Consider the following 25816-nt stretch of genomic DNA (forward strand, 5'->3'; position numbering starts at 1 on the left):
CGGCACACACCGCTCCGGCCGTCTGAGCAATTATTGTCCATACCGTAAAATGAGGATCGTCCATATTCCATAATGCAGAATTAATGTTACCGCCCTGTATGAACAGGGTTATTAACGATGCGAAACGAATTTTTCGTTACGTTGAAAGTTTAATGTCCATCACAAACCCATCTTGCCAGCAAAATAGTCCATATCTTTGGCGTATCCAGCCTGACAAACTCCTCCGCCAGTCACGTACTTTCGTCCTATGTCTTTCTCTGTGTGGCAGGAATAAAAATGACTTCAATCAGTAACGACTCTGCATTAACGCCGCGGGCGCAACGTGACACCCGGCGGATGAACTGGTTTGTTTCTATCGCCGCGGCGGTGGCGGGGTTGCTCTTTGGCCTGGATATCGGCGTGATATCCGGGGCGCTGCCCTTTATTACCGACCACTTCACCTTATCCAGCCAGCTTCAGGAGTGGGTGGTCAGCAGCATGATGCTGGGGGCGGCGATAGGCGCGCTGTTTAACGGCTGGCTGTCGTTCCGCCTTGGCCGCAAATACAGCCTGATGGCGGGGGCCGTGCTCTTTGTCGCCGGCTCTATCGGCTCCGCTTTTGCCGCCAGCGTCGAAGTGCTGCTGGTGGCCCGCGTGGTGTTGGGGGTGGCCGTTGGGATCGCCTCTTACACCGCGCCGCTGTACCTCTCCGAAATGGCCAGCGAGAACGTGCGCGGCAAAATGATCAGTATGTATCAGCTGATGGTGACCCTCGGCATTGTGCTGGCGTTTCTTTCCGATACCGCCTTTAGCTACAGCGGTAACTGGCGCGCCATGCTGGGCGTGTGGCGCTGCCGGCGGTGATCCTGATCGTTCTGGTCGTCTTTCTGCCGAACAGCCCGCGCTGGCTGGCGGAGAAAGGGCGCCATATCGAAGCGGAAGAGGTGCTGCGGATGCTGCGCGATACCTCGGAGAAGGCGCGCGCTGAGCTTAACGAGATCCGCGAAAGCCTGAAGCTGAAGCAGGGCGGCTGGGCGTTGTTCAAGGTCAATCGTAACGTACGCCGGGCGGTGTTCCTTGGCATGCTGCTGCAGGCGATGCAGCAGTTCACCGGCATGAACATCATCATGTACTACGCCCCGCGTATTTTCAAAATGGCGGGTTTTACCACTACCGAACAGCAGATGATCGCCACCCTGGTGGTGGGCCTGACCTTTATGTTTGCCACCTTTATCGCGGTGTTCACGGTGGATAAAGCAGGCCGCAAGCCGGCGCTGAAAATCGGCTTCAGCGTGATGGCGCTGGGCACCCTAGTGCTTGGCTACTGCCTGATGCAGTTCGACAATGGCACCGCCTCCAGCGGCCTCTCCTGGCTTTCCGTCGGCATGACCATGATGTGTATTGCCGGGTATGCGATGAGCGCGGCGCCGGTGGTGTGGATCCTCTGCTCCGAGATCCAGCCGCTGAAATGCCGCGACTTCGGCATCACCTGCTCCACCACCACCAACTGGGTGTCGAACATGATCATCGGCGCCACCTTCCTGACGCTGCTTGACGCGATCGGCGCCGCCGGGACCTTCTGGCTCTACACGGTGCTCAACGTGGCCTTTATCGGCGTCACCTTCTGGCTGATCCCGGAGACCAAAAATGTCAGCCTTGAACACATTGAGCGCAACCTGATGGCGGGCGAGAAGCTGCGCAATATCGGTAACCGTTAATGTGAGGCGCGCGGCAACCACGGGCTGGCGACCTTGCGCGTCTCCCGATGGTTGTCGCCGTGAATGATATGCAGGGCGCTCAGGCGCCCGATGTCGTAGTGCGGCAGCTGCACCGTGGAGAGCGGCGGCAGAAACAGATCGCCAATGCCCACCATATTGTCGTATCCCACCACCGCCACGTCCTGTGGAATGCGTAACCCCTGGCCCAGCAGCGTCTGATAGACCATAAAGGCGATGCGATCGTTACCGCAGATCACCGAGTCGAAGCCGGGTTTACCCTCGCGGATATGCGCCAGCACCACCGCGGGAATATCGTGGTAATGCTCATCGCCCTGGGCCATATACGAGTGGGTCAGGCTCTCAGGTTCGATGCCCGCCTCCCGGCAGGCGCGCTCCAGCCCCTGGCGGCGGCGGATTGTCGCCAGCTGGCTGGCGGGTAAGTGCAGGCACAGCGGACAACGATAGCCGGCGGCAAGCAGGGCTTTTACCGCGTCGTACTGGCCCTGTTCATCGTCCGGGATATAGCTGGCCACCGGTTGGCTGAGGCTTTCGCAGTTAGCCAGCACGCAGGGCAGGGTCAGCAGTTTGTCCGGCAGCGGCACCTGACGCAGGCCCATGGTGGTAAAGATGATGCCGTCCGGACGGTGGGAGAGGAGCAGGTCGACCACTGCTTCCGGCCGATCGTCAGAAAACATATTGACCACAAAGCTGTTCCAGCCGTGGGCGCGGGCCGTTTCTTCGATCGACAGGGTGATTTCCACGGAAAAGGGCGTGGTGACGGTATCCAGCGCCAGCACGCCGATGGTGCTGGGGGTGGCCCGCGCCCCGCGGATCTTTTTCGCCGAGAGGTCGGGGACGTAGTTGGTTTCGGCGATGGCGGCCTGCACGCGGGCCAGCGTCTCCGGCTTGAGCCGCTCCGGGGTGTTCAGCGCCCGTGAGACGGTCATCAGAGATACATTCGCCAGTTTTGCTACATCTTTCAGGGATGCCATTTTTTCCTCCGCCATTGCTGTAGAGTACAGGCTATACAACTAAGTCGCTGATGTAAAAGCGTGAAACGATTTTCTGCTAACGCCGTCGTGAGCGATGTTGCGGTTGATTTTTGATCGCGATCGCATCTTCATTATGTTAACGTTAACTTTTGTGATTAACATCATATATCGCAGCGAATCCCTCTGCGCTTTGTTTTTTGTTAACGTTACCATAATTGCATTCCTCTAACACGAGAATGTCATGATGAAAGCGCATCACTCACACAGCTACCCGTTGCTCAGTGCCTTACTGTTTTTCTTTTTCGTGACCTGGTCGTCATCCGGCTCCTTGCTTTCCATCTGGCTGCACCAGGAGGTGGGGCTGAAGGCCGGCGATACCGGTATCATCTACGCCGTGCTGTCGGTTTCCGCGCTGTTTGCGCAAGTTTGCTATGGCTTTATCCAGGATAAGCTGGGGCTGCGCAAACATCTGCTCTGGTATATCACCGCGCTGCTGATCCTCTCCGGTCCGGCGTATCTGCTGTTCGGCCATCTGCTGAAAATTAACGTCCTGCTGGGCAGCATCTTCGGCGGGATCTACATCGGCTTGACCTTTAACGGCGGCATTGGCGTGCTGGAATCCTATACCGAGCGCGTGGCGCGCCAGAGCCAGTTTGAATTCGGCAGGGCGCGGATGTGGGGCTCGCTGGGCTGGGCGGTGGCCACCTTCTTCGCCGGTCTGCTGTTTAACATCAACCCGCAGCTTAACTTCCTCGTCGCCAGCTGCTCCGGACTGGTGTTTTTTATTCTGCTGGCCCGGCTGCGCGTCTCCTCGGCACCGCATGCGATGCAGGAGGCGGTTTCGGGCGGCAAGGTGACCCTGGAAGATGCGCTGCGCCTGCTGACGCTGCCGCGCTTCTGGGCGCTGGTCTTCTTCGTCATCGGCACCTGCATCTACGGCGTCTATGACCAGCAGTTCCCGGTCTATTTCTCATCGCAGTTCGCGACCCTGCAGGAAGGCAATGAGATGTATGGCTACCTTAACTCCTTCCAGGTGTTCCTCGAGGCGGCCGGCATGTTCTGCGCGCCGTGGCTGGTGAACCGCATCGGGGCCAAAAACGGTCTGATTTTCGCCGGCATGGTGATGGCGATGCGCATGGTGGCCTCCGGCCTGGTGGAGGGGCCGCTGCTGATCTCCATCACCAAACTGCTGCACGCGGTGGAGCTGCCGATACTGCTGGTGGCTATCTTTAAGTACAACAGCATCAACTTCGATAAACGCCTCTCCTCCACCCTCTATCTGGTGGGCTTCGCCTGCACCAGCTCGATTATCGCCAGCGTATTGTCGCCGCTGGCGGGCTACAGCTATGAAAAATATGGCTTCGCCCAGTCCTATCTGATCATGGGCCTGCTGGTGTTCTGCACCACCTTTATTTCCATCTTCTTGTTGCGCTCCGGCAAATCCTCCGCCGATCCGCTGATGTCGCAACCTACCGCTATCTGAATCAAAAAGAGTGAAAACGATGACTTACACAATCTCCAGGGCTGAACAGGTACTCCAGACACAACGCCAGGCGCTCAATCTGCGCTGGTATCCGCACTATCACCTGGCGGCCCGCGCCGGGTGGATCAACGACCCAAACGGTCTGGTGTGGTTCGACGGCTGGTACCATGCTTTTTATCAACATCACCCGTACTCCACCCAGTGGGGGCCGATGCACTGGGGGCATGCACGGAGCAAGGATCTGGTGCACTGGGAGCATCTGCCGGTGGCCCTGGCGCCGGAGGGGCCGGAGGATAAAGACGGCTGCTTCTCCGGCTCGGCGGTGGTCGATGGCGATACCCTGGCGCTGATTTACACCGGGCATAAATTCCACGGCGACCCTGGCGACGAAGCCAATCTGTATCAGGTACAGTGCCTGGCCACCAGCCGGGACGGGATCCACTTCGAGCGCCAGGGGATGGTGGTCGACACTCCGCCGGGCATGCACCATTTCCGCGACCCGAAGGTCTGGCGGGAGGGAGACAGCTGGTACATGATCGTCGGCGCGCGCGAAGGCGACACCGGTCAGGTACGGCTGTACCGTTCAGCCGATCTGCGCCAGTGGCAGGACGCGGGGGTGCTGGATGAAGCGGAAAGCACCATGGGCTATATGTGGGAGTGCCCGGACTTCTTCACCCTCAGCGGCAAACGCGTCCTGATGTTTTCCCCGCAGGGGATGCAGGCCGAGGGGTTCCGCAACCGCAACCTGTTCCAGAGCGGCTATCTGATCGGCGAGTGGCAGCCGGGGCAGCGATTCGTCCGTCACGGCGAGTTCACGGAGATGGATCACGGCCACGATTTCTATGCGCCGCAAAGCTTCGCCACCCCCGATGGCCGGCGGATCGTGATTGGCTGGCTGGATATGTGGGAATCGCCGCTGCCGGAGCAGCAGGACGGCTGGGCGGGCATGCTCTCCCTGCCGCGCGAGCTGAGCCTGAGCGCGGATAACCGCCTGCAGATGCGCCCGGCGAAAGAAGTGGAGAGCCTGCGCGGCGCCTGGTTCCCGTGGCCGGTAAGCACCCTGAACAATCAGCAGACCACGATGGTCGACAACTGCGAGGCGATGGAGGTCAACCTGCGCTGGAACTGCGCCAGCAGCAGCGCCGAGCAGTATGGTCTGCGCTTTGGCGATGGCCTGCGCCTCTACGTGGATGCCCAACAGCAGCGTCTGATGCTGGAGCGGCATTATCCGCAGTATGGCCTGTGCGGGACGCGCAGCGTACCGTTGACCGCCGGGGCGGATCTCAATCTGCGGATATTTTTCGATAGCTCTTCGGTGGAGGTTTTTGTCAATGACGGCGAGGCCTGCCTGAGCAGCCGTATCTATCCGCAGGCTCCCCGCCGTGAATTAGCGTTATTTGCCTGGAGCGGTTCGGCGGCATTAACCGAAGCCGGAGCCTGGCAGCTCGAATAATAAAAAGGCTGTTGTCGTTAATAACCCGTCTTTGACGATGGGCGGGTTATTATTGCCTGTATCGTCGTGCATTACCCATTAATAAAAAATTCAGTTCATTCCATAATAAAAGGGTTTACCGATGAATAAAATCTGGGTCGGGTGTTTTCTCACGTCTCTGTATCTGCCACAGGCGATGGCGCAGGCGCCGTTATCGCTGGAAGAGCGGCTGGCGCAAATGGAGCTGCGGCTGAAGGCGACGGAGGCGCGCGCCGCCAGCGCAGAGGCGGAGATTAAGACGCTGAAAGGCCAGCAGCAGGCCACGACGGTCGCCCGCGCGGCGCCGGCTACGCCGCGCCTGCAGCTGAACGACAATGGCGAATTAAAATTTTATGGCGACGTCGAATTTAATCTTGATGGCGCCAGCCGCACCGGTAGCCTGACGTCGGTCAAAACCAGCGCGAATAAAAGTTGGGCGCCCGGCGAGAAAGAACGCTGGGATATTAATGGCCGTATTCTGCTGGGTTTTGATGGCAGACGTAATGGCGACGACGGGAAATATGCCGGATTCAGCGTGCAGCCGCTGGCGGATATGGATGGCAAAATGAATCTCGACGATGCGGTATTTTTCTTTGGTCAGCAGGATGACTGGAAAATAAAAATAGGCCGCTTTGAAGCCTGGGATATGTTCCCCCTGAATCAGGATACCTTTATTGAATATTCAGGAAATACCGCCAACGACCTTTATTCCGACGGCTATGGCTATATTTACATGATGAAAGAGGGGCGCGGGCGCAGCAGCAGCGGCGGCAACCTCCTGTTCAGCAAAACCGTAGATAACTGGTATTTCGAGGTCAATACCCTGGTGGAGGACGGCAGTTCGCTGTTTGTCGATCAGAACTATCACGGTAATGCGCTGGAAAACCGCAAAAACGTAGTGTACGCGCGGCCGGTGGCGGTGTGGCAGTCCGGCGCCTGGTCGGCGGCGGCAGCGATAGAGAGCAACCTCGTCAACAACGCCTACGGCTATCAGAGTCAGAGCGGGCGCTGGGTCGACCAGTCAAACCGCACCGGCTACGGGATGACCATGAGCTGGAACACCCTGAAAAGCGATCCGCACGATGGGGCGGTGGTCAATCTGAGTACTGCCCTGCTGGACGCGGCGGATGAAACCGACTTCAGCGCCGGAATCAATGCCCTGTGGCATCGCGTGGAGCTGGGCTATATCTACGCGCATAACAAAATCGATCAGTTCAACATGGCCGGGGTGAATGGCGAGTGCGATGGCGACTGCGCAATCCTCGCGCCGGGGCGCTATGACATCCATACCGTGCATACATCCTGGCAGTTGCCGAATATTATGGCGATGCCGAACTTCAATATTTACCTTGGCGCCTACGCCTCGTGGCTCGATTCCACGGCGGCGAAGAGCGGGAATCCCGACGAACGCTATGGTGCCCGGGTGCGCTTTAAATATTTCTTCTGATATTTCTTCTGACAGGATACTCAGGCGGGCTCTCCCGCGGCGGACGCCGCGGGAGAGTTCAGGCAGGCAGGTTAACGCATCGCGCGGCGCAGAATGCGGTCGGTCTGGCGCTGGAAGTCCTCGGCCGCTTCTTCCACCGACTTTTTACCATAGTCGATGTACTGCAGGGTGGTGCCGAACTGGGCGACGATCTGTGGGTCGTCGAAGTACGGCGAGACCGGCAGGGTGGTGGGCAGGGATTGCGCCAGCTTCAGGCCGGACACCGCCGGATCGTCGGCTTTGATGATCCCGTCCTCGGTCAGGTAGGTGACCGCCGCTTTGCTCAGCGGCACGCCACGCTCCAGACCCAGAATATCCACCCCTTCTTTACTGTTCAGCAGGAAGTTAATCAATTTCGCCGCCGCCTGCGGGTTTTTCGTCGATTTGCCAATGGACAGCATCTGCGCAGGCTTGAAGAACAGTCCGGCATCGGTGGCGCTGGGGAGCATCGGGTATTCCCCCAGCACCAGCTTCGCCGGCGGCTTCAGATTGTCGGAATATTTATTGATGGTGGAGTTCCACATGTAGGTCCCGCCCCATTCACCCTGGATCCACGGCTTCATCTCGTACATGTTGCTCTTGCCGAACGAGGCATAGTAGCGGGTGTCCGGCATCACATGGCTGTCGATAAGCTTCTTATACATGCCGAAGAAGTCCGCCCACTGCGCTTTGCTGTAGGAGAATTTGCGGCCCTTCTCATCGATGGCCGGCTGGTTGTATTTTTGCACCATGTAAGAGTTGAGCAGGGCCAGCACGTCCTGGTGCTCAAGCACCACCGGGTAGTACTGTTTCCCGAGTTTGCTTTCGAAAGTTTTCCCCGCCGCCAGCAGTTCATCCCAGGTTTTCGGGAAAGGGATGCCCGCCTTTTTCCACGCTTCGTCGTTAAAGTAGAAAACGCGGGCGGTGACCGACACCGGGATGCCGTTGAGCTTGCCGTTGACCATGGTGGACTGCAGCTCTTTGGCGTCAAACTGGCTGAGATCGATCTCGTCTTTCAGAGTATTGAGATCGTAAAAGCCATCGCCATTTTTCGAAAAGATCGGCAGCCAGTTCCAGTTGGTCTGCATCACGTCAGGCTCGGTGCCGCCGGCTATCTGGGTGGTCAGGCGCGAAAGATGGCCGTCCCAACCGGTATATTCCGCTTTGACATTGATATCAGGATATTGCTGGTGAAAAGCCTCCAGCGCCTTGAGGGTCACCTGATGGCGGCCATTGCCCCCCCACCAGGACATGCGCAGGTCGACATCCTGCGCCAGCGAGGAGAAGGCGCTAAGGCCCAGGGTGGCGGAGAGGGTGGCGCTTATCAGCACGTTTTTCATTGTTATGCTCCAGGGTTCACAGAGAGAGGTTCTGTTCGGTTTTGGCGTCAAAGATGTGACACTTGTTAAGATCAAAGGTGAAATAGACTTTTCGATTCAGTCCCTTAGCAATCATCGGCTTCGCATCGTCCGACGGCACGCGAGCGGTCAGCTCGTAGCCCGCGACCTGCAGATAGACAAAGAACTCATGACCCATGTTTTCCACCCGCACCATCTCGCCCATGCAGCCGCCTTCGGCGAACGGTGCGTCGGAGAGCGACACGAATTCCGGGCGGACCCCGTAGAACACCTCCTGATGCTGATAGGCGCCGACTTTCTCCGCCAGACGGTCGTTCAACGGCAGGCGCTGGTCGCCAAGGGTCAGGCACAGGCGGCCGTCGTGCTCAACCAGCTGGCTGGGGCGAATATTCATCTCCGGCGCGCCGATAAAGCCGGCGACAAACATATTTTTCGGCTGGTGGTAAAGGTTGTCCGGGGTATCGACCTGCATAATGTGGCCGAGCTTCATCACGCAGATGCGGTCGCCCATGGTCATCGCTTCCGTCTGATCGTGGGTAACGTAGACGGTGGTCGCCGGTTTACCGGATTTCTTCAACTGCTTATGCAGATCGGAAATGCGAATGCGCATCGAGGCGCGCAGCTTGGCGTCCAGGTTGGAGAGCGGCTCGTCGAACAGGAAGACGTCCGGTTTTTTGACGATCGCCCGGCCCACCGCCACGCGCTGCGCCTGGCCGCCGGAGAGCTGGCGCGGCAGACGTTCCAGCAGCTCCTCCAGTTCGAGGATTTTCGCCGCTTCCTCCACCTGCCGATCAATCTGCGCCTTGGGCAGCTTGCTCAGCTTCAGGCCAAAGGCGAGGTTTTCGCGCACCGTCATATGCGGATAGAGGGCGTAGTTCTGGAACACCATCGCAATACCACGGGATTTAGGCGCCAGGTTGTTGACGATCTTGTCGCCGATCCGCACCTCGCCGCCGCTGATGGTCTCCAGACCCGCCAGCATGCGCAGGGTGGTCGATTTGGCGCAGCCGGAAGGGCCGACGATCACCATAAATTCGCCATCGGCAATCTTCAGGTCGATACCATGCACCGCTTTAAACCCGTTGGAGTAAACTTTTTCCAGTTTGTTGAAAATCACTTCAGCCATGATATTTCCCTCTTAACCTTTGATTCCGCTGCTGGTCACGCCCTGCACGAAGTAGCGTTGAGCCAGGAAGAAGACGATGATGGACGGCAGAATGGAGATGCTCGCCATTGCCAGAATTTCGTTCCACGGCGCGCCTTCCGTGACGTCGATAGACATTTTTAGCGCCAGCGCGATGGGATACTTATCGACGCTGTAGACGTAGATCAGCGGACCGATAAAGTCATTCATCGACCACATGAACTGGAACAGCGCCACCGAGATAATGGCCGGCTTGAGGATCGGCACCACCACATACCACAGCACCTGGATGGAGTTGCAGCCGTCGATCTGCGCCGCCTCTTCCATATCGCGCGGCACGCCGCGCAGAAACTGGATCAGCATGAAGACGAAGAATCCCTGGGTGGCGAAGGCCAGCGGCAAGTACAGCGGCAGATAGCTGTTCAGCATCCCCATTTCGCGGAACATCAGGTACTGCGGGATCAGCAGGACGGTGCTCGGCAGCAGCATGGTGGTGATGAGCGTCGCGAACCAGAACTTCTTCCACGGGATCTCAAAGCGCGCAAAGCCGTACGCCACGATGGTGGAGGAGATGATGGTTAACACCACCTTCGGGATCACATACTTAAAGGTGTTCAGCATATAGTGGCCGAAATGGTATTCGGTGCCGGTCTTCCAGCCGTTGATAAACCCGTCCCAGGTGGCGTGGGTCGGCCACAGCCCGAGGGTGGTGAAGATCTCATGGTTCGGCTTGAACGAGGCGGAGAACATCCACGCCAGCGGGTAGAGCATCAGCAGGCCGACGAATATCAGCACGACATAGCGCACCACCCGGCTCACTTTTTCCCGGCGCAGCGTACGGGCGACCTCACGATCGGCGTCGCTCATCACCGGCGCCATCTGTTGAATATCAGCCATTTTTGCCTCCCTTATCGGCGGAGTAGAAGACCCAGTATTTAGATGACTTAAAGGCGATCGACGCAAAGACCGCCACGACGAGGAACAGCACCCACGCCAGCGCGGCGCCATAGCCCATGTCGAAGTACTTAAAGGCGGTATCGTAGATGTAGAGCGAGAACAGGTAGGTGTAATAGGTCGGGCCGCCGCCGGTTATCACGTACGGGCCGGTAAACTCCTGGAACGCCTGGGTAGTCTGCATAATAAAGTTGAAGAAAATCACCGGGGTGATCAGCGGCACGGTGACCTTCATAAACATCTGCCACTTCGAGGCGCCGTCGATCATTGCCGCCTCATACTGCGACTGCGGGACGTTCTGCAGGGCGGCGAGGAAGATGACCATCGCGGAGCCAAACTGCCAGACGCGCAGCAGGGTGACCGACATTAAAGCCAGCGAGGGTTCCCCCAGCCAGTTGACGGCATCGATGCCAAAGACGGCGAGAAAGCTGTTCAGCAGGCCGTCAATGGCGAACAGGGCGCGCCACAGCACGGCAATCGCCACCGAGCTGCCGAGGATCGACGGGATGTAGTAGGCGGTTCGGAAAAAGCCGATGCCGCGAAGTTTGAAATTGAGCACAAAGGCAATGCCGAGGGCGAAAGCCAGTTTTAAGGGGATGGTTAAAAAGACGTAGGCAAAGGTCACCCCCATCGATTTCCAGAACAGGCTATCCTCGGTCAACATATAGCGATAGTTTTCAATGCCGTTAAATACCGGCGGACTCATCAAGTCGTACTCAGTAAAACTGAGAAAGAAAGATGAAACAAAAGGAAAAGCAGTAAAGACAATCAGCCCGATGATATAGGGCGATATCCATGCCAATCCCAGCAGCTTGTTTTCATTCATACATACCTACCTGGCTTACGAGTTGTAATACGGATCGGGTGACGCGGCGCTGTCGGCCTTTTGCCGCGACCAACGCAAAAAGTCTGAACGTTTCCTCTGGTTAACATATCCTTGTTAATGAATGGCTTAAGTTTTATCTGGCCCAGCGTGGAGGGGCCGTCAGGTTCTTTTTCATGCTGATCTTTTTTTTATAAAACACCGTTTTAATTTCATTTTATTGCGATTTATTTCCGCGTCATGCAGATCTGGATGGAAATGTGATCAAAGTCGAAACGATGTTTCAAAAAGGTGAGGTGGTAAGCACTTTAAGGATCTTAGGGAGCTTGAAAACAAGGAATAATCAGTCTGAACTGAGCGGGAAATATTATTACCAGGATAATGATTGGGGCGGCATCTTTTTTAGCGCGTGCTGTGAAACCTGGATCGGGGGCGGCGATCGCCCCCGTCTTTCATCAGCGTGCGAGAAAATCTTCGCGGATCGGGGTAAAGGTGTCGAGCAGCGTGCCGGGCTGCAGACAGACGCAGCCGTGCATGATCCCCGGCTGCTTATACAGCGTATCGCCAGCGCTGACGACGCGCGTCTCCTCGCCGATAGTGAACTCGAACTCGCCCGAGAGCACATAGGTGAGCTGTTCGTGAGGATGGTTATGCATCGGGCCGACGGCGCCGGCGGCAAAATTCACCTCTACGGCCATCATTTTGCCGTCGTGCGCCAGAATGCGGCGGGTTACGCCATTGCCGAGGTCTTCAAGGGTGGTGTCTTTATGGAAAATAAACATCGGGCGATCCTGTTGTTAAAATGAAACGTTGTTTCACTTAACTTATCCCACTCTTCATGAAAAAGAAATACGCGGCCAGAGAAGTGGAAAGTTGATCACAAGTTTGTTTCACTGGCAGAAACGACATAAGGAGCAGAAGATGAAAACCATTGGCCTGTTAGGCGGCATGAGCTGGGAGTCAACGATCCCTTACTATCGCCTGATTAATGAAGGCGTGAAGGCGCGACTGGGCGGGCTGCACTCCGCCAGCCTGGTGCTGCACAGCGTCGATTTTCACGACATCGAAGCCTGTCAGTCCGCCGGCGACTGGGATCGCGCCGGGGCGATCCTTGCCGAAGCCGCGGTCGGGCTCCAGCAGGCGGGCGCCGAGGGCATTGTCCTGTGCACCAACACCATGCACAAGGTAGCGGATGCCATCGCCGCCCGCTGCCAGGTTCCCTTTCTGCATATCGCCGATGCCACCGGGCGGGCGATTGCCGCCAAAGGCCAGCGGCGGGTCGCGCTGCTGGGCACTCGCTATACCATGGAGCAGACCTTTTATCGCGGTCGTCTGCAGGAGCAGTTTGCCATCGAGACGCTGATCCCCGAGGCCGACGATCGGGCGCGGATCAATCAGATCATCTTCGACGAGCTCTGTCTCGGCACCTTCAGCGAGGCGTCGCGGGACTATTATCTGCAGACGATCGCCGCCCTGGCGGAGCAGGGAGCGGAAGGGGTTATTTTCGGCTGTACGGAGATAGGCCTGCTGGTGCCTGCCGAGCTCAGCCCGCTGCCGGTCTTTGACACCGCGGCGATCCATGCGGAAGACGCGGTCAACTTTATGCTCTCTGCATGACCGACGCCAGCGGCGCGAGGATCTGCGGCAGACTCTGCTGCAGGTGCGTCACGAAGGCATCGACCAGCGCCGAGCGCGGGCGATGGAGCGGGCGGATCAGGCTGACGGTAAACGGTACCTCAACGCTGAAGCGGCGCACCACCACGCCGCTATCGGCATAGTCCAGGGCGGTCAGCGGGTTAACCACCGAGATCCCGGCGCCGGCGCGCACCATGGCGCAGATCGAGGCCGCACTGTGGGTTTCGACCACCATCCGCCGTTTAACCTGATGCTCAAGGAACAGGGCGTCGAGCAGCTGGCGATAGCTGTCGGTGCGCGACAGGCTGATGTAGTTTTCGCCCTGAAAATCGGCGGGGGTCAGCGTCGTCTGCGCCGCCAGCGGATGGCCGGCAGGCAGCACGCAGACTTCATTCAGCGTCAGCAGCGGGGTGCGTTCGGTGCCCGCCGGGGTATGCAAGGTCTCCGTCAGGCCAAGGTCATGGCGCTGGGCGGAGAGCCACTCCTCCAGCAGCGGCGACTCCTGAGGGACGATCTGCAGGCTGACCTCCGGGTAGCGGGCGAGAAACGGCGGCAACAGCAGCGGCAGAAAGGACTGGGAAAACACCGGCAGGCAGGCGATCGACAGCTCGCCCTGGCGAAACTCGCGCAGGCTCTCAGCGGCGCTGACGATGCGGTCCAGGCCGTACCAGGAACGCTGAACCTCCTCAAACAGGCGCAGGCCCTGCACGGTTGGCTGCAGGCGACCGCGGGTCCGCTCAAACAGCTGAAGGCCGAGCACCTTCTCAAAGCGCGCCAGCTCGCGGCTGACGGTGGGTTGCGAGGTGTGCAGCATCCTCGCGGCTTCGGTCAGGTTGCCGGTGGTCATCACCGCGTGAAAGATTTCGATATGGCGCAAATTGACGGCTGGCATGCGGTCTCCCTGAGGCTCGGCTGTAACCATATCATTTTTGCATAGAGTCGCGATAAAACGATATTTTTTATTGGTCAGGCACTGTGGCGTAATCAGAAAAAACAGCGACCAACACACGCACTGCACCGGAGTTTTTATGCCACATTCGCTTTACGCCACTGATACCGATCTAACCGCGGACAACCTGCTGCGCCTGCCGGCGGAATTTGGCTGCCCGGTCTGGGTCTATGATGCGCAGATTATTCGCCGCCAGATTGCCCAGCTCAGCCAGTTTGACGTGGTGCGTTTTGCGCAAAAAGCCTGCTCTAACATCCATATTCTGCGTCTGATGCGTGAGCAGGGGGTGAAGGTGGACTCGGTGTCGCTGGGGGAGATCGAGCGTGCGCTGGCGGCAGGCTACGATCCGCAGCAGAATCCAGAGGATATTGTCTTCACCGCCGATCTGATCGACGACGCCACCCTCGATCGCGTCAAGGCGTTACAGATCCCGGTGAACGCCGGTTCGATCGACATGCTAAGCCAGCTGGGGGAGGTGTCGCCGGGCCATCGCGTCTGGCTACGCGTCAACCCGGGCTTTGGCCACGGCCACAGCCAGAAAACCAATACCGGCGGTGAGAACAGCAAGCATGGCATCTGGTACAGCCATCTGCCGGCGGCGCTGGAAGTGATGCGTCGTTATCAGCTGCAGCTGGTGGGGATCCATATGCATATCGGCTCTGGCGTCGACTACGGTCACCTGGAGCAGGTGTGCGGCGCGATGGTGCGCCAGGTTGTCGACTTTGGCCAGGATCTGCAGGCCATCTCCGCCGGCGGCGGCCTGTCTATTCCTTACCGCGAGGGTGAAGAGGCCATCGACACCGCCCACTATTACGGCCTGTGGAACCGCGCCCGGGAGCAGATCGCCACCCATCTGGGGCACCCGGTGAAACTGGAGATTGAACCCGGACGCTTCCTGGTGGCCGAGTCCGGCGTGCTGGTGTCGCAGGTGCGCAGCGTGAAAGAGATGGGCAGCCGCCACTTCGTGCTGATTGACGCCGGCTTTAACGACCTGATGCGCCCGGCGATGTACGGCAGCTATCACCATATCACCGCTCTGGCGGCGGATGGCCGCGATCTCAGCGCCGCGCCGCAGGTGGAGACCGTGGTGGCCGGGCCGCTGTGCGAGTCCGGAGACGTCTTTACCCAGCAGGAAGGGGGTAAAGTCGAGACCCGTCTGCTGCCGGCGGTGGCCCCAGGGGATTATCTGGTGCTCCATGACACTGGCGCCTACGGGGCCTCGATGTCATCCAACTATAACAGCCGTCCGCTGCTGCCGGAGGTGCTGTTTGATGGCGGCAAGGCGCGGCTGATCCGTCGTCGCCAGACCATCCAGGAGCTGCTGGCCTTAGAGCTTATTTAAAAAAAGGTCCCGTCGTTACCGACTCGCGCAACACCAGCGTGCCGGTGAACGGCGGGATCGTTTCGATCGGCTGCTGATTAGCAAGCTTGATCGCCTGATCGATAGCCGTGGTGATCATGTTGTCGATGGGCAGATAGACCGTCGACAGCCCCGGCTCCAGCCATTTCGCGCTTGGCGCATCGTCGAAGCCAAACAGCGACACATCCTGCGGAATACGCAGCCCCGCCTGATGCAGCGCCTTTGAGGCCCCCAGCGCCATATCATCGTTACAGGAAAACAGCGCGCTGAAGCGGGCTTTCTCGTCCAGCAGTTCCCGGCACAGCTCGTAGCCGCGGGTCATCGTCGAGTCCCCGTATTTCACCCGGCTCGGATCCCATTCAATACCATGTTTTATCAGCGCGTTGCGATAGCCCTGCAGGCGCGCCTGGCCGGTGGGGGTGTGCATCGGGACGGTGATGCAGGCGATATCGCGGTGGCCCTGGGTAATCAGATACTCCACGGCCTGGAAGGCGGCTTCCTGCTGTTCGAAAAACACGCAGCGTTCGCGGGCCTGCGCCACATCACGGTTAATCACCACCAGCGGCATGGCGATCGAGTTAATCAGCGACATGATCGCCTTCTCGCTCATATGCCGGGTATAGAGGATGATCGCATCGCACTGCCGGTCGGCGAGCATCTGCACCGCTTCCTCTTCGCGCTCCGGCGTATCATGGCCGTCGGTGACGATAAGCTGTTTTCCCCAGGCTTCGGTCTGGCGTGATGCCTGCTGCAGCAGACGGCCAAAGTAGAAGCCGTCAAAGGTGGAGACAACCAGCCCGATACTGTTGCTGGTCTGATTGGCCAGCGAGCGGGCAAGGAAATTCGGCCGGTAGCCCAGCTCTTCCATCGCTTTAAAGACCTGTTGGCGGGTGCTCTCTTTCACCTGACCTGTGCCGTTCAACACGCGGGAAACCGTCGCTTTCGAGACGCCTGCGCGAATTGAGACATCCAGCATTGTAGCCATTCATCGATTCCTGATTTCACGTGGTAAGGCGCAGTTTATCACAGACCGAAAAGGGACATATCGACGGGGCGGGGCGGAAAAACCATCGCGATCACGCTTTTAGCAGGAACTGACCAACCGGCGTTATCTGGTATGCCAATGGCTGTTTTTATCGATATTTGGGATACCACGAAGCGGGTTGCGAGCGCTGTCACAGAACAATTTTTGCCTGGCGACTATGTTTTGGTATGCCAAAAGTCACTGGCTGTCCACCTGGCCGCAATAAGCCCTTTACTCTGAGGTACTCTTTTATGGCATTACAGGACAAACTGATCGACGCGCTGGGGCGTTTCGCGACGACATTCAACAGCTATCGCTACATTATGGCGATCAAATCGGCGTTTATTACCCTGATGCCGGTGATCATCGTCGGGGCCTTTTCGGTGCTGATCTCCAATATGGTGCTGGATCCGAAGAATGGGCTCGCCAGCTTTTCCTCACTCTCCTTTCTCGCGGCGCTGAAGCCGATCACCAGCGCGCTGAACTACGCCACGCTCAACTTCCTCAATATCGGCGCCGTGTTTCTGATCGGCATTGAGCTGGGGCGGATCAACGGCATCAAAAGCCTGTTTCCCGGCCTGCTGGCGGTGATCTGCTTTATCTGCGTCACGCCGACCACGGTGGAGATGATGGTCGATGGCCAGATGCACGTGGTGAAAGATGTCCTGCTGCGTCAGTTCTCCGATACCCGTAGTCTGTTCCTCGGAATGTTCATCGCCATTCTGTCGGTCGAGATTTACTGCTGGCTGGAGGGGCGCAAGGGGCTGAAGATCAAGATGCCGGATACCGTGCCGCCGAACGTTTCTGCCTCTTTTTCCGCGCTGATCCCGGCGATCATCACCACCACCGCGATCGCCACCTTTGGTTTTCTCTTCCACCAGCTGACGGGAATGTATCTCTACGATGCGGTCTACCAGGTGGTGCAGCAGCCGCTGGAGCGGGTGGTGCAGAGCCTGCCGGGGATCCTACTGCTGATGTTCGTCGCCCAGCTGTTCTGGGTGATCGGTATTCACGGCAACCAGATGATCAAGCCGATCCGCGAGCCGCTGCTGCTGGGGGCGATCACCGTCAATATGAGCGCCTTTGAGCAGGGGAAAGAGGTACCGAACATCATCACGATGCCCTTCTGGGATGTTTACATGAGCATCGGCGGCTCGGGGCTGACCATCGGCCTGCTGATTGCGGTGATGATCGCCACCAGGCGCAAAGAGATGAAAGAGATCGCCAAGCTGTCGATAGGCCCGGGGCTGTTCAATATTAACGAGCCGGTGATCTTCGGGATGCCGATCATGCTCAACCCGATCCTCGCCATCCCGTTTATCATCACCCCGCTGGTGACCGGCAGCATCGGCTATTTCGCCACCCTGACCGGCTTCGCCGGCAAGGCGGTGGTGATGGTGCCCTGGACCACGCCGCCGCTGATCAACGCCTGGCTGTCCACCGCCGGCTCGATGGGAGCGGTGGTGACCCAGCTTATCTGCATCGTCGTCGCGGTGCTTATCTATCTGCCTTTCGTCAAAATTGCCTCCCGCCGTGCCGATGCCGCACAGCGTCAGGCCGACAATCAACAGACCGCCAACCCTGTCTGAGGAGCCTATGACTACCGTACGGATGACCATTCCCGATGATTTTATCCTTGGCGCGGCGGCTTCCGCCTGGCAGACCGAGGGCTGGAGCGGGAAAAAACCGGGGCAGGACTCCTGGCCCGATCTCTGGTACAAAAACGACCGCCACGTCTGGCATAACGGCTATGGCCCGGCGGTGGCTACCGATTTTATTAACCGCTTTCAGGAAGACGTGCAGCTGATGAAGCTGGCCGGGCTGACCCACTACCGCACCTCGATCAACTGGTCGCGCTTTCTGATCGACTATGAAAACGTCACGGTGGATGAGGAGTATGCGGCCTATTACGACCAGCTGTTCGACGCGCTACTGGCCAACGGCATTACGCCGATGATCTGCCTTGAGCATTACGAATTACCGGGCTATCTGCTGGAAAAGTATGGCGGCTGGGGGTCGAAAAAAGTGGTTGAGCTGTTTGTGCGCTACGCGGAGCAGGTCTTTGCCCGCTACCACCTGAAGGTAACCCGCTGGTTTACCTTTAATGAGCCGATCGTGGTGCAGACTCGGGTCTATCTGGATGCCCTGCGCTGGCCCTATGAGCAGAACACCAGCACCTGGATGCAGTGGAACTACCATAAGGTGCTGGCGACCGCCTGCGTGGTGAAGCGATTTCGCGAACTCGGCTATCCCGGGACCGTCGGCTGCATCCTCAATCCGGAGGTGACCTACCCACGCTCCCGCGCCCCGCATGACCTGCGCGCGGCGGAGATCTACGATCTATTCTACAACCGTATGTTTCTCGACCCGCTGGTGCACGGGGTCTGGCCGCCGGCGCTTCTCGCGCTGCTTGAGCAGCATCAGGTGACGTGGGAGGCCAGCGCGGAGGAGCTGGCGATTATCCGCGAGCACACCGTCGATGAGCTGGGGATTAACCTTTACTATCCGCACCGGGTCAAAGCCCCGTCGCGGGCCTGGCATCCGCATACCCCGTTCCATCCAGCCTGGTATTATGAGGCGTTTGAGCTGCCCGGCCGGCGGATGAACGCCTCCCGCGGCTGGGAAATCTACCCGCAAATCATCTTTGATATGGCGATGCGGATCAAAAATGACTATCGCAACATCCCGTGGTTCGTGGCCGAGAGCGGGATGGGGGTGGAAAACGAAGGCCAGTTCCGTAACCGCGAAGGCGTCATCGATGACAGCTACCGCATTCGTTTTATCAGCGAACATCTCTGGCACACCCTGCGCGCCCGCGAGGCAGGGGCCAACTGCCAGGGCTATATGCTGTGGGCGTTTACCGACAACGTGTCGCCGACGAACGCCTTTAAAAACCGCTACGGGCTAATCGAAATCGATCTGCAAAACCATCGCGCCCGGCGGCCCAAAGCGTCGGCGCACTGGTTTCGTCAGCTCGGCGAACGGCGTGAGCTGGTGCTGGATATCGACGATGAATACCGCTAGCCGGGAGCAATCTTTGCTAAGATAGCGGCGTATTTGACTCGCAGGCATGTAACGCACAGGTGATTTTGTGGAAAAAGCGATAATTCCGCCGGAAAAGAAGCCCTATCAGGAGATTGGTGATGACCTGCGCGCCCAGATTGCGCAGGGGCGCTACCCGGTCGGGTCGCGTTTGCCGCCGGAACGCCATATTGCCGAAACCTATGGCGTCAGCCGGACCATTGTGCGCGAAGCGCTGCTGATGCTGGAGCTGCAGGGGACGGTGGATATCCGTCAGGGATCCGGGGTGTACGTCATGCGTATCCCGCATGAAAACGACAGCGAAGAAGAGCAGTTGCTCAGCAGCGACGTCGGTCCGTTTGAAATTCTCCAGGCGCGCCAGCTGCTGGAGAGCAATATCGCCGCCTTTGCCGCGAAAATGGCCACCCGCGCCGATATCGACAATCTGAAGCGGATTATCGAGCAGGAGCAGCGGGCTATCGCCCTCAACGACACCGCCCAGGATAACGCCCGCCTGTTCCATCTGGTGCTGGCCGGGGCGACGCAGAACCAGATGCTGTTGGCGACGGTGGAGCGGATCTGGCTGCAGATGGACAGCAGCCCGCTGTGGCAGCAGTTCAATGTGCATATTGCCAGCCGCGCCTGGCGGCTGAAGTGGCTCGGCGACCGGCAGACGCTGCTCGCCGCGCTGCGGCGTCGCGATGTGATGGGCGCCTGGCAGGCGATGTGGCAGCATCTGGAAAACGTCAAAAACAGTCTGCTGGAGCTGTCCGATGAAGACGCCCCGGACTTTGACGGCTATCTGTTCGATTCGGTGCCGATTTTTCAGGGGAAGCTGGTATGACGATCCTGCCGCTGTACGCCGCGCCGCAATTCGCCCGGCAGGTGACCGACTGGCTGTGGCAGGCCTTTGGCGGCGAGGCGCTGCCGCGGGAATTTTTCGCCAGCATTGTGCAGCATAGCCAGACGGCGGAGGCGCTACCGCTGACCTTTATTGCCGTGGAAGGGGAGCAACAGCTCGGAACGATTGGCCTCTGGCGCTGCGATTTGATAAGCCGCCAGGATCTGTTTCCCTGGCTGGCGGCGCTGTACGTCGCGCCCGCCGCTCGCGGTCAGGGGCTGGCCGGACAGCTGCAGCGGCATGTGATCGATTATGCCCGCCGCGCGGGCTATCAGGAGCTTTATCTCTACTCCGCTTGCCGCGATTTTTATGAACGCTTCGGCTGGCGCTACATCGGCGAGGGGCTGGATTACCCGGCCACCGCCGTGCATCTCTATCGCTACGACTTATCGCCTTCCTGCGGGGCCACCACCGAATGACGGCGCACCAGCGTCGGGCTGAACAGGTGGGTGATCTCCGGCGCCGGGCGCTGCTCCGCCAGGGCTAAGGCCAATTCGGCCGCCTGGGTCGCCATTGTGACGATCGGGTAACGGACAGTGGTCAGCCGCGGGCGGACATAGCGCGAAATCAGGACATCGTCGAAGCCGATCAGCGAAATTTCCCGCGGGACGTCGATACCGTTGTCGTTCAGCACCCCCATCGCGCCGGCGGCCATCGAGTCGTTATAGCAGGCGACAGCGCTAAAGTGGCGGCCGCGGCCAAGCAGTTCGGTCATCGCCTGTTCGCCGCCGCTTTCATCCGGCTCGGCAAACGTGACCAGCCGGTCGTTGCACGGCAGGCCGCTCTCCTCCAGCGCCGCGTAGTACCCCTGCAGGCGATCTTCCGCATCAGAGATATCGTGGTTTGAGCACAGATAGCCGATACGCGTGTGCCCCTGCTGGATCAGATGGCGGGTCGCCAGCCAGGCGCCGTAGCGATCGTCCAGCGCCACGCAGCGGGTTTCATATCCGGGCAGGATGCGGTTGATCAGCACCATGCCGGGGATCTGTTTCATCAGCCCGGCGAGTTCCTCATCGGGGATCATTTTGGCATGCACCACCAGCGCCGCGCAGCGGTGGCGGATCAGCTGCTCTATCGCCTGGCGCTCCTTTTGCACGTTGTGGTAGCCATTGCCAATCAGCAAAAAATTGCCGGTGCGGTAGGCCACCTGTTCGACGGCTTTGACCATCGCGCCGAAGAAGGGGTCGGAGACATCGCCCACCACCAGGCCGACGGTTTCCGTGGACTGCTGGGCCAGCGCCCGGGCGTTCGCGTTGGGGTGATAGTTGAGGGTTTCCATCGCCGCGCCCACGGACTGACGCGAGGCTTCGCTGGCTTTGGGAGAGTTGTTGATGACGCGGGAGACGGTAGCGACGGAGACTCCTGCGAGTCGGGCTACATCCTTAATTGTCGCCATACCATGCCTTTTATAGGGTAAGCGTTTACATACTGCTATGTTACGGGAAAGAGCGGCAGATTCAAGGCGCGGCGGCGAAGGAATGGCGCAAATGTGATTCAGAGCGGGCTTATCGGTGACCTGTTTACATTGACGCTATCAGTAATTGAAACCGGCTCGGGGAAATACAAACCTTTGCTTACACTTTGCGATGCGCTGTTGCGAATGTTCGCTGGTTTGTCCGCCGAGCAGGTTGATATTCTGGCTATCCCAGAGGTATTGATAGGTGGAGTCAACGTCAAGTTGACCACTTTACTTACACCAGCCTGCGCAGATGCGCAGGTTTTTTTTTGCCCGTCGCCGGCGTTGTTACAGATAGCGAAAATCGTAATAACTGGTTGCACTTAGGCTCACTCACTTGCGTTTTCCCGCTGGCCCGAAGCGGGCGAAAAACGCGACAATCGAGATCCCAGAGGTATTGATAGGTGAGTTTCTCAGGTACGCTCTTCGTACTGGACGTCTTACACCAGCCTGCGCGGATGCGCAGGTTTTTTTTTATTCTGAAAATCCCCCCGCCGCACTGCTTTCCCACGCCTTCTCGTGTAACCTGCTTTGACTCATCACCGGTCACATGGAGTTGTTATGCTATTGGGATTTTTCAGACTGCTGTTCAAGGGGTTATACCGGGTCAGATTGACCGGCGACACGCAGGCTTTGCACCAGCAAAAAGTCTTAATTACCCCGAACCACGTCTCTTTCCTCGACGGCATTCTGCTGGCGTTGTTTTTGCCGGTCCGACCGGTTTTTGCCGTCTATACCTCAATCAGCCAGCGCTGGTTTATGCGCGCGCTGACGCCGATTATCGATTTTGTGCCGCTGGACCCGACCAAGCCGATGTCGATCAAACATCTGGTGCGCCTGATCGAACAGGGGCGGCCGGTGGTCATCTTCCCGGAAGGGCGAATCTCGGTCAGCGGCTCGCTGATGAAAATTTATGACGGCGCCGCCTTTGTCGCCGCCAAATCGCAGGCGACCATCGTGCCGCTGCGCATTGAAGGCGCTGAACTGACGCCCTTCAGCCGGCTGAAGGGGCTGGTAAAGCGTCGCCTGTTCCCGCGGATTCAGCTGCACCTGCTGCCGCCTACCCATCTGCCGATGCCCGAGGCGCCGCGCGCCCGCGACCGGCGCAAAATCGCCGGGGAAATGCTGCATCAGATCATGATGGAGGCCCGGATGGCGGTGCGCCCGCGGGAAACCCTGTATGAGTCGCTGCTGGCGGCGCAAGACCGCTTCGGCGCGCGCAAACCCTGCGTGGAGGATATCAACTTCCAGCCGGATACCTATCGCAAGCTGCTGACCAAAACCCTGTTTGTCGCCCGCATTTTGGAAAAATACAGCCAGCAGGGTGAGAAGATAGGCCTGATGCTGCCCAACGCCGGCATCAGCGCAGCGGTGATTTTCGGCGCGATCGCCCGCGGGCGCATTCCGGCGATGATGAACTATACCGCCGGGGTGAAAGGACTCAGCAGCGCCATCGCCGCCGCGGAACTCAAGACCATTTTTACCTCGCGTACCTTCCTTGATAAAGGCAAGCTCTGGCACCTGCCGGAGCAGCTGACCCAGGTGCGTTGGGTGTTCCTGGAAGATCTCAAAGGCGATATCACCCCCGCAGACAAACTGTGGATTTTCGGCCATCTGCTGGCGCCGCGTCTGGCGCAGGTTAAGCAGCAGCCGGAAGACGCGGCGATGATCCTCTTCACCTCCGGCTCGGAGGGCAACCCGAAAGGGGTGGTGCACAGTCATAAAAGCCTGCTGGCCAACGTCGAGCAGATCAAAACCATCGCCGACTTTACCGCTAACGACCGCTTTATGTCGGCGCTGCCGCTGTTCCACTCTTTTGGCCTCACCGTCGGCCTGCTGACGCCGCTGCTTACCGGCGCGGAGGTGTTTCTCTATCCCAGCCCGCTGCACTATCGCGTGGTGCCGGAGCTGGTCTACGATCGCAACTGCACGGTGCTGTTCGGCACCTCGACCTTCCTCGCCAACTATGCTCGCTTCGCTAACCCCTATGATTTCTATCGTCTCCGCTACGTGGTCGCCGGGGCGGAGAAGCTGCAGGAGAGCACCAAACAGCTATGGCAGGATAAATTCGGCCTGCGTATTCTCGAAGGCTACGGTGTGACCGAGTGCGCCCCGGTGGTCTCGATCAACGTGCCCATGGCGGCGAAGGTCGGCACCGTGGGGCGGATTCTGCCGGGGATGGACGCCCGCCTGCTGGCGATGCCTGGCATTGAGCAGGGGGGACGACTGCAGCTGAAAGGGCCGAACATTATGAAAGGCTACCTGCGGGTGGAAAATCCCGGGGTGCTGGAAGCGCCGACGGCGGAAAATCAGCACGGTGAAAAGGAAGCGGGTTGGTATGACACCGGCGATATCGTGACTTTTGATGAGCAGGGCTATGTCCGCATCCAGGGCCGTGCGAAGCGCTTCGCCAAAATCGCTGGCGAAATGATCTCTCTTGAGATGGTGGAGCAGGTGGCCCTCGGCGCGTCGCCGGACAAAATGCACGCCACGGCGATTAAACAGGACGCCAGCAAAGGCGAGGCGCTGGTGCTGTTTACCACCGATAATGAACTGACTCGCGAAGCCCTGCTGCGCTACGCTCGCCAGCACGGCGTACCGGAGCTGGCGGTGCCGCGCGATATACGCTGGCTGAAACAGCTGCCGGTGCTCGGCAGCGGCAAGCCAGACTATGTCACCCTGAAAAATATGGTCGACGAGGCGGAAACAACCCATGAGTGAGTCAGTGCATACTAACCCGTCGCTGTATTCGAAAGGGATGATGGCAGTGATCTGCGCCCAGTTCCTGTCGGCCTTCGGCGACAATGCGCTTCTCTTCGCCACCCTGGCGCTGATGAAGCAGCTCTATTATCCGGAGTGGAGCCAGCCGGTCCTGCAGATGTTGTTTGTGGGCGCTTACATCCTTTTTGCCCCCTTTGTCGGCCAGTTCGCCGACAGCTTTGCCAAAGGCCGGGTAATGATGGTGGCCAACGGCCTGAAGCTGCTTGGCGCCGGCTGTATCTGCTTCGGCGTGAATCCGTTTATCGGCTATACGCTGGTGGGGATTGGCGCCGCCGCCTATTCGCCGGCCAAGTATGGCATTCTCGGCGAACTGACCACCGGCGATAAGTTAGTGAAGGCTAACGGACTGATGGAGTCCTCGACCATCGCGGCGATCCTGCTGGGCTCCATGGCCGGCGGGATCCTCGCCGACTGGCACGTGCTGGCGGCGCTGATCGTCTGCGCGCTGGTCTACGGTGGGGCGGTGGTGGCTAACCTGTGGATACCCAGGCTGCCGGCGGCGCGTCCGGGGCAGTCATGGCGTTTCAAGCCGATGACGCACAGCTTCTTCAGCGCCTGCCGCACGCTGTGGCGCAACGGCGAAACCCGCTTTTCGCTGATGGGCACCAGCCTGTTCTGGGGCGCTGGCGTGACCCTGCGCTTCCTGCTGGTGATCTGGGTGCCGGTGGCTCTGGGCATTACCAGCAACGCCATGCCTACCTATCTTAATGCGATGGTGGCGGTGGGGATTGTACTGGGAGCCGGGGCGGCGGCGAAGCTGGTGACCCTGGAGACAGTGTCGCGCTGTATGCCGGCCGGGATTTTGATCGGTATCGCGGTGATAGCCTTTGCCGTGCAGCAGTCGCTGCTGCCGGCGTTCGGTCTGTTGCTGCTGCTCGGGGTGTTCGGCGGCTTCTTTATCGTGCCGTTGAACGCGCTGCTGCAGGAGCGCGGGAAACATTCGGTCGGGGCGGGTAACGCCATTGCGGTACAGAACCTGGGCGAAAACGTGGCGATGCTGCTGATGCTGGGGCTCTATTCTCTGGCGGTAAGTGTGGGCGTGCCGCCGGTCGCTGTGGGAATAGGCTTTGGCGCGGTGTTTGCTGTGGCCATCGCCGCGCTGTGGGTCTGGGGGCGGCGTAAATAACTTCTCGTCGCGGTTGACTTGAAATCGTCGCCCCTGCCAGGCGCGCGGCAGAGAGAAGCCCCCGGGTTGCGGCTTGCGCCTGATCCGGGCTACCGCGGCTACTGAGGCGGCTACCCGCCCTGGGTAGCGTAGGCCCGGTAAGGCGTAGCCGCCACCGGGCAACAACGCGACGCCAG

General features: G+C 59.0%; 21 protein-coding genes and 2 pseudogenes. 14 read left to right on the forward strand and 9 right to left on the reverse strand.

What is annotated here, in order from left to right; translation table 11 throughout:
- Positions 1–276 precede the first annotated feature (276 nt).
- A pseudogene (locus MKS11_RS02040) lies at positions 277–1697 on the forward strand (sugar porter family MFS transporter).
- On the opposite strand, the gene MKS11_RS02045 reads toward MKS11_RS02040, so the two are convergent.
- Positions 1694–2689 (reverse strand): LacI family DNA-binding transcriptional regulator, encoded by a 996-nt coding sequence (locus MKS11_RS02045; RefSeq protein ID WP_064150848.1) that lies wholly within the window; start codon positions 2687–2689, stop codon positions 1694–1696. The pseudogene MKS11_RS02040 and the gene MKS11_RS02045 overlap by 4 nt on opposite strands.
- A gap of 94 nt (positions 2690–2783) precedes the next feature.
- On the opposite strand from MKS11_RS02045, the gene MKS11_RS02050 reads away from it, so the two are divergent.
- The 4 genes from MKS11_RS02050 to MKS11_RS02065 all read left to right on the forward strand — a co-directional run bounded on the left by MKS11_RS02050 (position 2784) and on the right by MKS11_RS02065 (position 7090).
- A complete protein-coding gene (locus MKS11_RS02050) occupies positions 2784–2918 on the forward strand; it encodes a hypothetical protein (protein ID WP_017899252.1) in 135 nt (44 codons plus the stop codon).
- Between the two features lie 12 nt (positions 2919–2930).
- The gene (locus MKS11_RS02055) at positions 2931–4172 is read left to right on the forward strand and encodes an MFS transporter (RefSeq protein ID WP_004205406.1); all 1242 of its coding nucleotides are present in this window, start codon (positions 2931–2933) and stop codon (positions 4170–4172) included.
- 19 nt (positions 4173–4191) lie between these two features.
- Positions 4192–5625, forward strand: a complete 1434-nt coding sequence (locus MKS11_RS02060) for a glycoside hydrolase family 32 protein (RefSeq protein WP_087770912.1) — start codon at positions 4192–4194, stop codon at positions 5623–5625.
- Between the two features lie 121 nt (positions 5626–5746).
- Positions 5747–7090: a carbohydrate porin gene (locus tag MKS11_RS02065; protein WP_087770911.1), complete on the forward strand. Its 1344-nt coding sequence runs from the start codon at positions 5747–5749 to the stop codon at positions 7088–7090.
- A gap of 71 nt (positions 7091–7161) precedes the next feature.
- Here MKS11_RS02065 and MKS11_RS02070 read toward each other — a convergent pair whose 3' ends face one another.
- The 5 genes from MKS11_RS02070 to MKS11_RS02090 form a co-directional block, all read right to left on the reverse strand.
- On the reverse strand, positions 7162–8448 hold the full coding sequence (locus MKS11_RS02070) for an ABC transporter substrate-binding protein (RefSeq protein ID WP_284109359.1): 1287 nt from the start codon (positions 8446–8448) through the stop codon (positions 7162–7164).
- Between the two features lie 16 nt (positions 8449–8464).
- Positions 8465–9592, reverse strand: coding sequence for an ABC transporter ATP-binding protein (locus tag MKS11_RS02075; protein ID WP_017899248.1), 1128 nt, complete (start codon positions 9590–9592; stop codon positions 8465–8467).
- A gap of 12 nt (positions 9593–9604) precedes the next feature.
- Complete coding sequence (locus MKS11_RS02080; protein ID WP_004205418.1) at positions 9605–10507, reverse strand: carbohydrate ABC transporter permease; 903 nt, start codon at positions 10505–10507, stop codon at positions 9605–9607.
- On the reverse strand, positions 10500–11390 hold the full coding sequence (locus MKS11_RS02085; RefSeq protein ID WP_004205419.1) for a carbohydrate ABC transporter permease: 891 nt from the start codon (positions 11388–11390) through the stop codon (positions 10500–10502). Before MKS11_RS02085 ends, MKS11_RS02080 begins: the two co-directional genes overlap by 8 nt.
- Before the next feature lie 452 nt (positions 11391–11842).
- Positions 11843–12169 carry a cupin domain-containing protein gene (locus tag MKS11_RS02090; protein WP_004205420.1) on the reverse strand — a complete coding sequence of 109 codons (327 nt, stop codon included), beginning with the start codon at positions 12167–12169 and terminating at the stop codon, positions 11843–11845.
- Between the two features lie 139 nt (positions 12170–12308).
- On the opposite strand from MKS11_RS02090, the gene MKS11_RS02095 reads away from it, so the two are divergent.
- The gene (locus tag MKS11_RS02095; protein ID WP_062914414.1) at positions 12309–13004 is read left to right on the forward strand and encodes an aspartate/glutamate racemase; all 696 of its coding nucleotides are present in this window, start codon (positions 12309–12311) and stop codon (positions 13002–13004) included.
- Here MKS11_RS02095 and MKS11_RS02100 read toward each other — a convergent pair.
- Positions 12988–13914, reverse strand: coding sequence for a LysR family transcriptional regulator (locus MKS11_RS02100; protein WP_053810907.1), 927 nt, complete (start codon positions 13912–13914; stop codon positions 12988–12990). The genes MKS11_RS02095 and MKS11_RS02100 overlap by 17 nt on opposite strands.
- A 136-nt stretch (positions 13915–14050) precedes the next feature.
- On the opposite strand from MKS11_RS02100, the gene lysA reads away from it, so the two are divergent.
- Entirely contained in the window at positions 14051–15313 is a 1263-nt protein-coding gene (lysA, locus tag MKS11_RS02105; RefSeq protein WP_004205426.1) for a diaminopimelate decarboxylase, read from the forward strand.
- Here lysA and MKS11_RS02110 read toward each other — a convergent pair.
- Entirely contained in the window at positions 15306–16307 is a 1002-nt protein-coding gene (locus tag MKS11_RS02110) for a LacI family DNA-binding transcriptional regulator (protein WP_004229436.1), read from the reverse strand. The two genes, lysA and MKS11_RS02110, sit on opposite strands and share 8 nt — an antisense overlap.
- Before the next feature lie 299 nt (positions 16308–16606).
- Here MKS11_RS02110 and MKS11_RS02115 point away from each other — a divergent pair, with 299 nt between their 5' ends.
- The 4 genes from MKS11_RS02115 (at position 16607) to MKS11_RS02130 (ending at position 20696) form a co-directional block, all read left to right on the forward strand.
- On the forward strand, positions 16607–17944 hold the full coding sequence (locus tag MKS11_RS02115; RefSeq protein WP_004205429.1) for a PTS sugar transporter subunit IIC: 1338 nt from the start codon (positions 16607–16609) through the stop codon (positions 17942–17944).
- Between the two features lie 7 nt (positions 17945–17951).
- Positions 17952–19379, forward strand: a complete 1428-nt coding sequence (locus MKS11_RS02120) for a glycoside hydrolase family 1 protein (protein ID WP_087770908.1) — start codon at positions 17952–17954, stop codon at positions 19377–19379.
- Between the two features lie 67 nt (positions 19380–19446).
- Positions 19447–20220 carry a GntR family transcriptional regulator gene (locus MKS11_RS02125; protein WP_004205433.1) on the forward strand — a complete coding sequence of 258 codons (774 nt, stop codon included), beginning with the start codon at positions 19447–19449 and terminating at the stop codon, positions 20218–20220.
- Positions 20217–20696 (forward strand): GNAT family N-acetyltransferase, encoded by a 480-nt coding sequence (locus MKS11_RS02130; protein WP_284109360.1) that lies wholly within the window; start codon positions 20217–20219, stop codon positions 20694–20696. Before MKS11_RS02125 ends, MKS11_RS02130 begins: the two co-directional genes overlap by 4 nt.
- Here MKS11_RS02130 and galR read toward each other — a convergent pair.
- On the reverse strand, positions 20657–21673 hold the full coding sequence (galR, locus tag MKS11_RS02135; RefSeq protein ID WP_002915981.1) for an HTH-type transcriptional regulator GalR: 1017 nt from the start codon (positions 21671–21673) through the stop codon (positions 20657–20659). The genes MKS11_RS02130 and galR overlap by 40 nt on opposite strands.
- A gap of 93 nt (positions 21674–21766) precedes the next feature.
- Between galR and MKS11_RS02140 the strand changes: the two are divergent.
- The 3 genes and pseudogenes from MKS11_RS02140 (at position 21767) to lplT (ending at position 25640) form a co-directional block, all read left to right on the forward strand.
- Positions 21767–22031, forward strand: a pseudogene (locus tag MKS11_RS02140) (hypothetical protein).
- Positions 22032–22294: 263 nt separating this feature from the next.
- Entirely contained in the window at positions 22295–24454 is a 2160-nt protein-coding gene (gene aas / locus MKS11_RS02145; protein WP_004205437.1) for a bifunctional acyl-ACP--phospholipid O-acyltransferase/long-chain-fatty-acid--ACP ligase, read from the forward strand.
- Positions 24447–25640: a lysophospholipid transporter LplT gene (gene lplT, locus MKS11_RS02150; RefSeq protein WP_023319080.1), complete on the forward strand. Its 1194-nt coding sequence runs from the start codon at positions 24447–24449 to the stop codon at positions 25638–25640. The genes aas and lplT overlap by 8 nt, the downstream gene beginning before the upstream one ends.
- Positions 25641–25816: the final 176 nt, after the last annotated feature.

The organism is Klebsiella sp. K5-45 (assembly GCF_030128605.1).
Classification (GTDB): Bacteria; Pseudomonadota; Gammaproteobacteria; order Enterobacterales; family Enterobacteriaceae; genus Klebsiella; species Klebsiella quasipneumoniae.

Bases quoted from the DNA above. Each gene is read 5' to 3' on its own strand.
- MKS11_RS02090 (WP_004205420.1), bottom strand. From the start codon at position 12,169: ATGTTTATTTTCCATAAAGACACCACCCTTGAAGACCTCGGCAATGGC.
- MKS11_RS02060 (WP_087770912.1), top strand. From the start codon at position 4,192: ATGACTTACACAATCTCCAGGGCTGAACAGGTACTCCAGACACAACGC.
- lplT (WP_023319080.1), top strand. From the start codon at position 24,447: ATGAGTGAGTCAGTGCATACTAACCCGTCGCTGTATTCGAAAGGGATG.
- MKS11_RS02095 (WP_062914414.1), top strand. From the start codon at position 12,309: ATGAAAACCATTGGCCTGTTAGGCGGCATGAGCTGGGAGTCAACGATC.
- MKS11_RS02085 (WP_004205419.1), bottom strand. From the start codon at position 11,390: ATGAATGAAAACAAGCTGCTGGGATTGGCATGGATATCGCCCTATATC.
- MKS11_RS02065 (WP_087770911.1), top strand. From the start codon at position 5,747: ATGAATAAAATCTGGGTCGGGTGTTTTCTCACGTCTCTGTATCTGCCA.
- MKS11_RS02045 (WP_064150848.1), bottom strand. From the start codon at position 2,689: ATGGCATCCCTGAAAGATGTAGCAAAACTGGCGAATGTATCTCTGATG.
- MKS11_RS02115 (WP_004205429.1), top strand. From the start codon at position 16,607: ATGGCATTACAGGACAAACTGATCGACGCGCTGGGGCGTTTCGCGACG.
- MKS11_RS02055 (WP_004205406.1), top strand. From the start codon at position 2,931: ATGATGAAAGCGCATCACTCACACAGCTACCCGTTGCTCAGTGCCTTA.
- MKS11_RS02110 (WP_004229436.1), bottom strand. From the start codon at position 16,307: ATGCTGGATGTCTCAATTCGCGCAGGCGTCTCGAAAGCGACGGTTTCC.
- MKS11_RS02120 (WP_087770908.1), top strand. From the start codon at position 17,952: ATGACTACCGTACGGATGACCATTCCCGATGATTTTATCCTTGGCGCG.
- MKS11_RS02130 (WP_284109360.1), top strand. From the start codon at position 20,217: ATGACGATCCTGCCGCTGTACGCCGCGCCGCAATTCGCCCGGCAGGTG.
- MKS11_RS02070 (WP_284109359.1), bottom strand. From the start codon at position 8,448: ATGAAAAACGTGCTGATAAGCGCCACCCTCTCCGCCACCCTGGGCCTT.
- lysA (WP_004205426.1), top strand. From the start codon at position 14,051: ATGCCACATTCGCTTTACGCCACTGATACCGATCTAACCGCGGACAAC.
- MKS11_RS02050 (WP_017899252.1), top strand. From the start codon at position 2,784: ATGTTGCGGTTGATTTTTGATCGCGATCGCATCTTCATTATGTTAACG.
- MKS11_RS02075 (WP_017899248.1), bottom strand. From the start codon at position 9,592: ATGGCTGAAGTGATTTTCAACAAACTGGAAAAAGTTTACTCCAACGGG.
- MKS11_RS02080 (WP_004205418.1), bottom strand. From the start codon at position 10,507: ATGGCTGATATTCAACAGATGGCGCCGGTGATGAGCGACGCCGATCGT.
- MKS11_RS02100 (WP_053810907.1), bottom strand. From the start codon at position 13,914: ATGCCAGCCGTCAATTTGCGCCATATCGAAATCTTTCACGCGGTGATG.
- aas (WP_004205437.1), top strand. From the start codon at position 22,295: ATGCTATTGGGATTTTTCAGACTGCTGTTCAAGGGGTTATACCGGGTC.
- galR (WP_002915981.1), bottom strand. From the start codon at position 21,673: ATGGCGACAATTAAGGATGTAGCCCGACTCGCAGGAGTCTCCGTCGCT.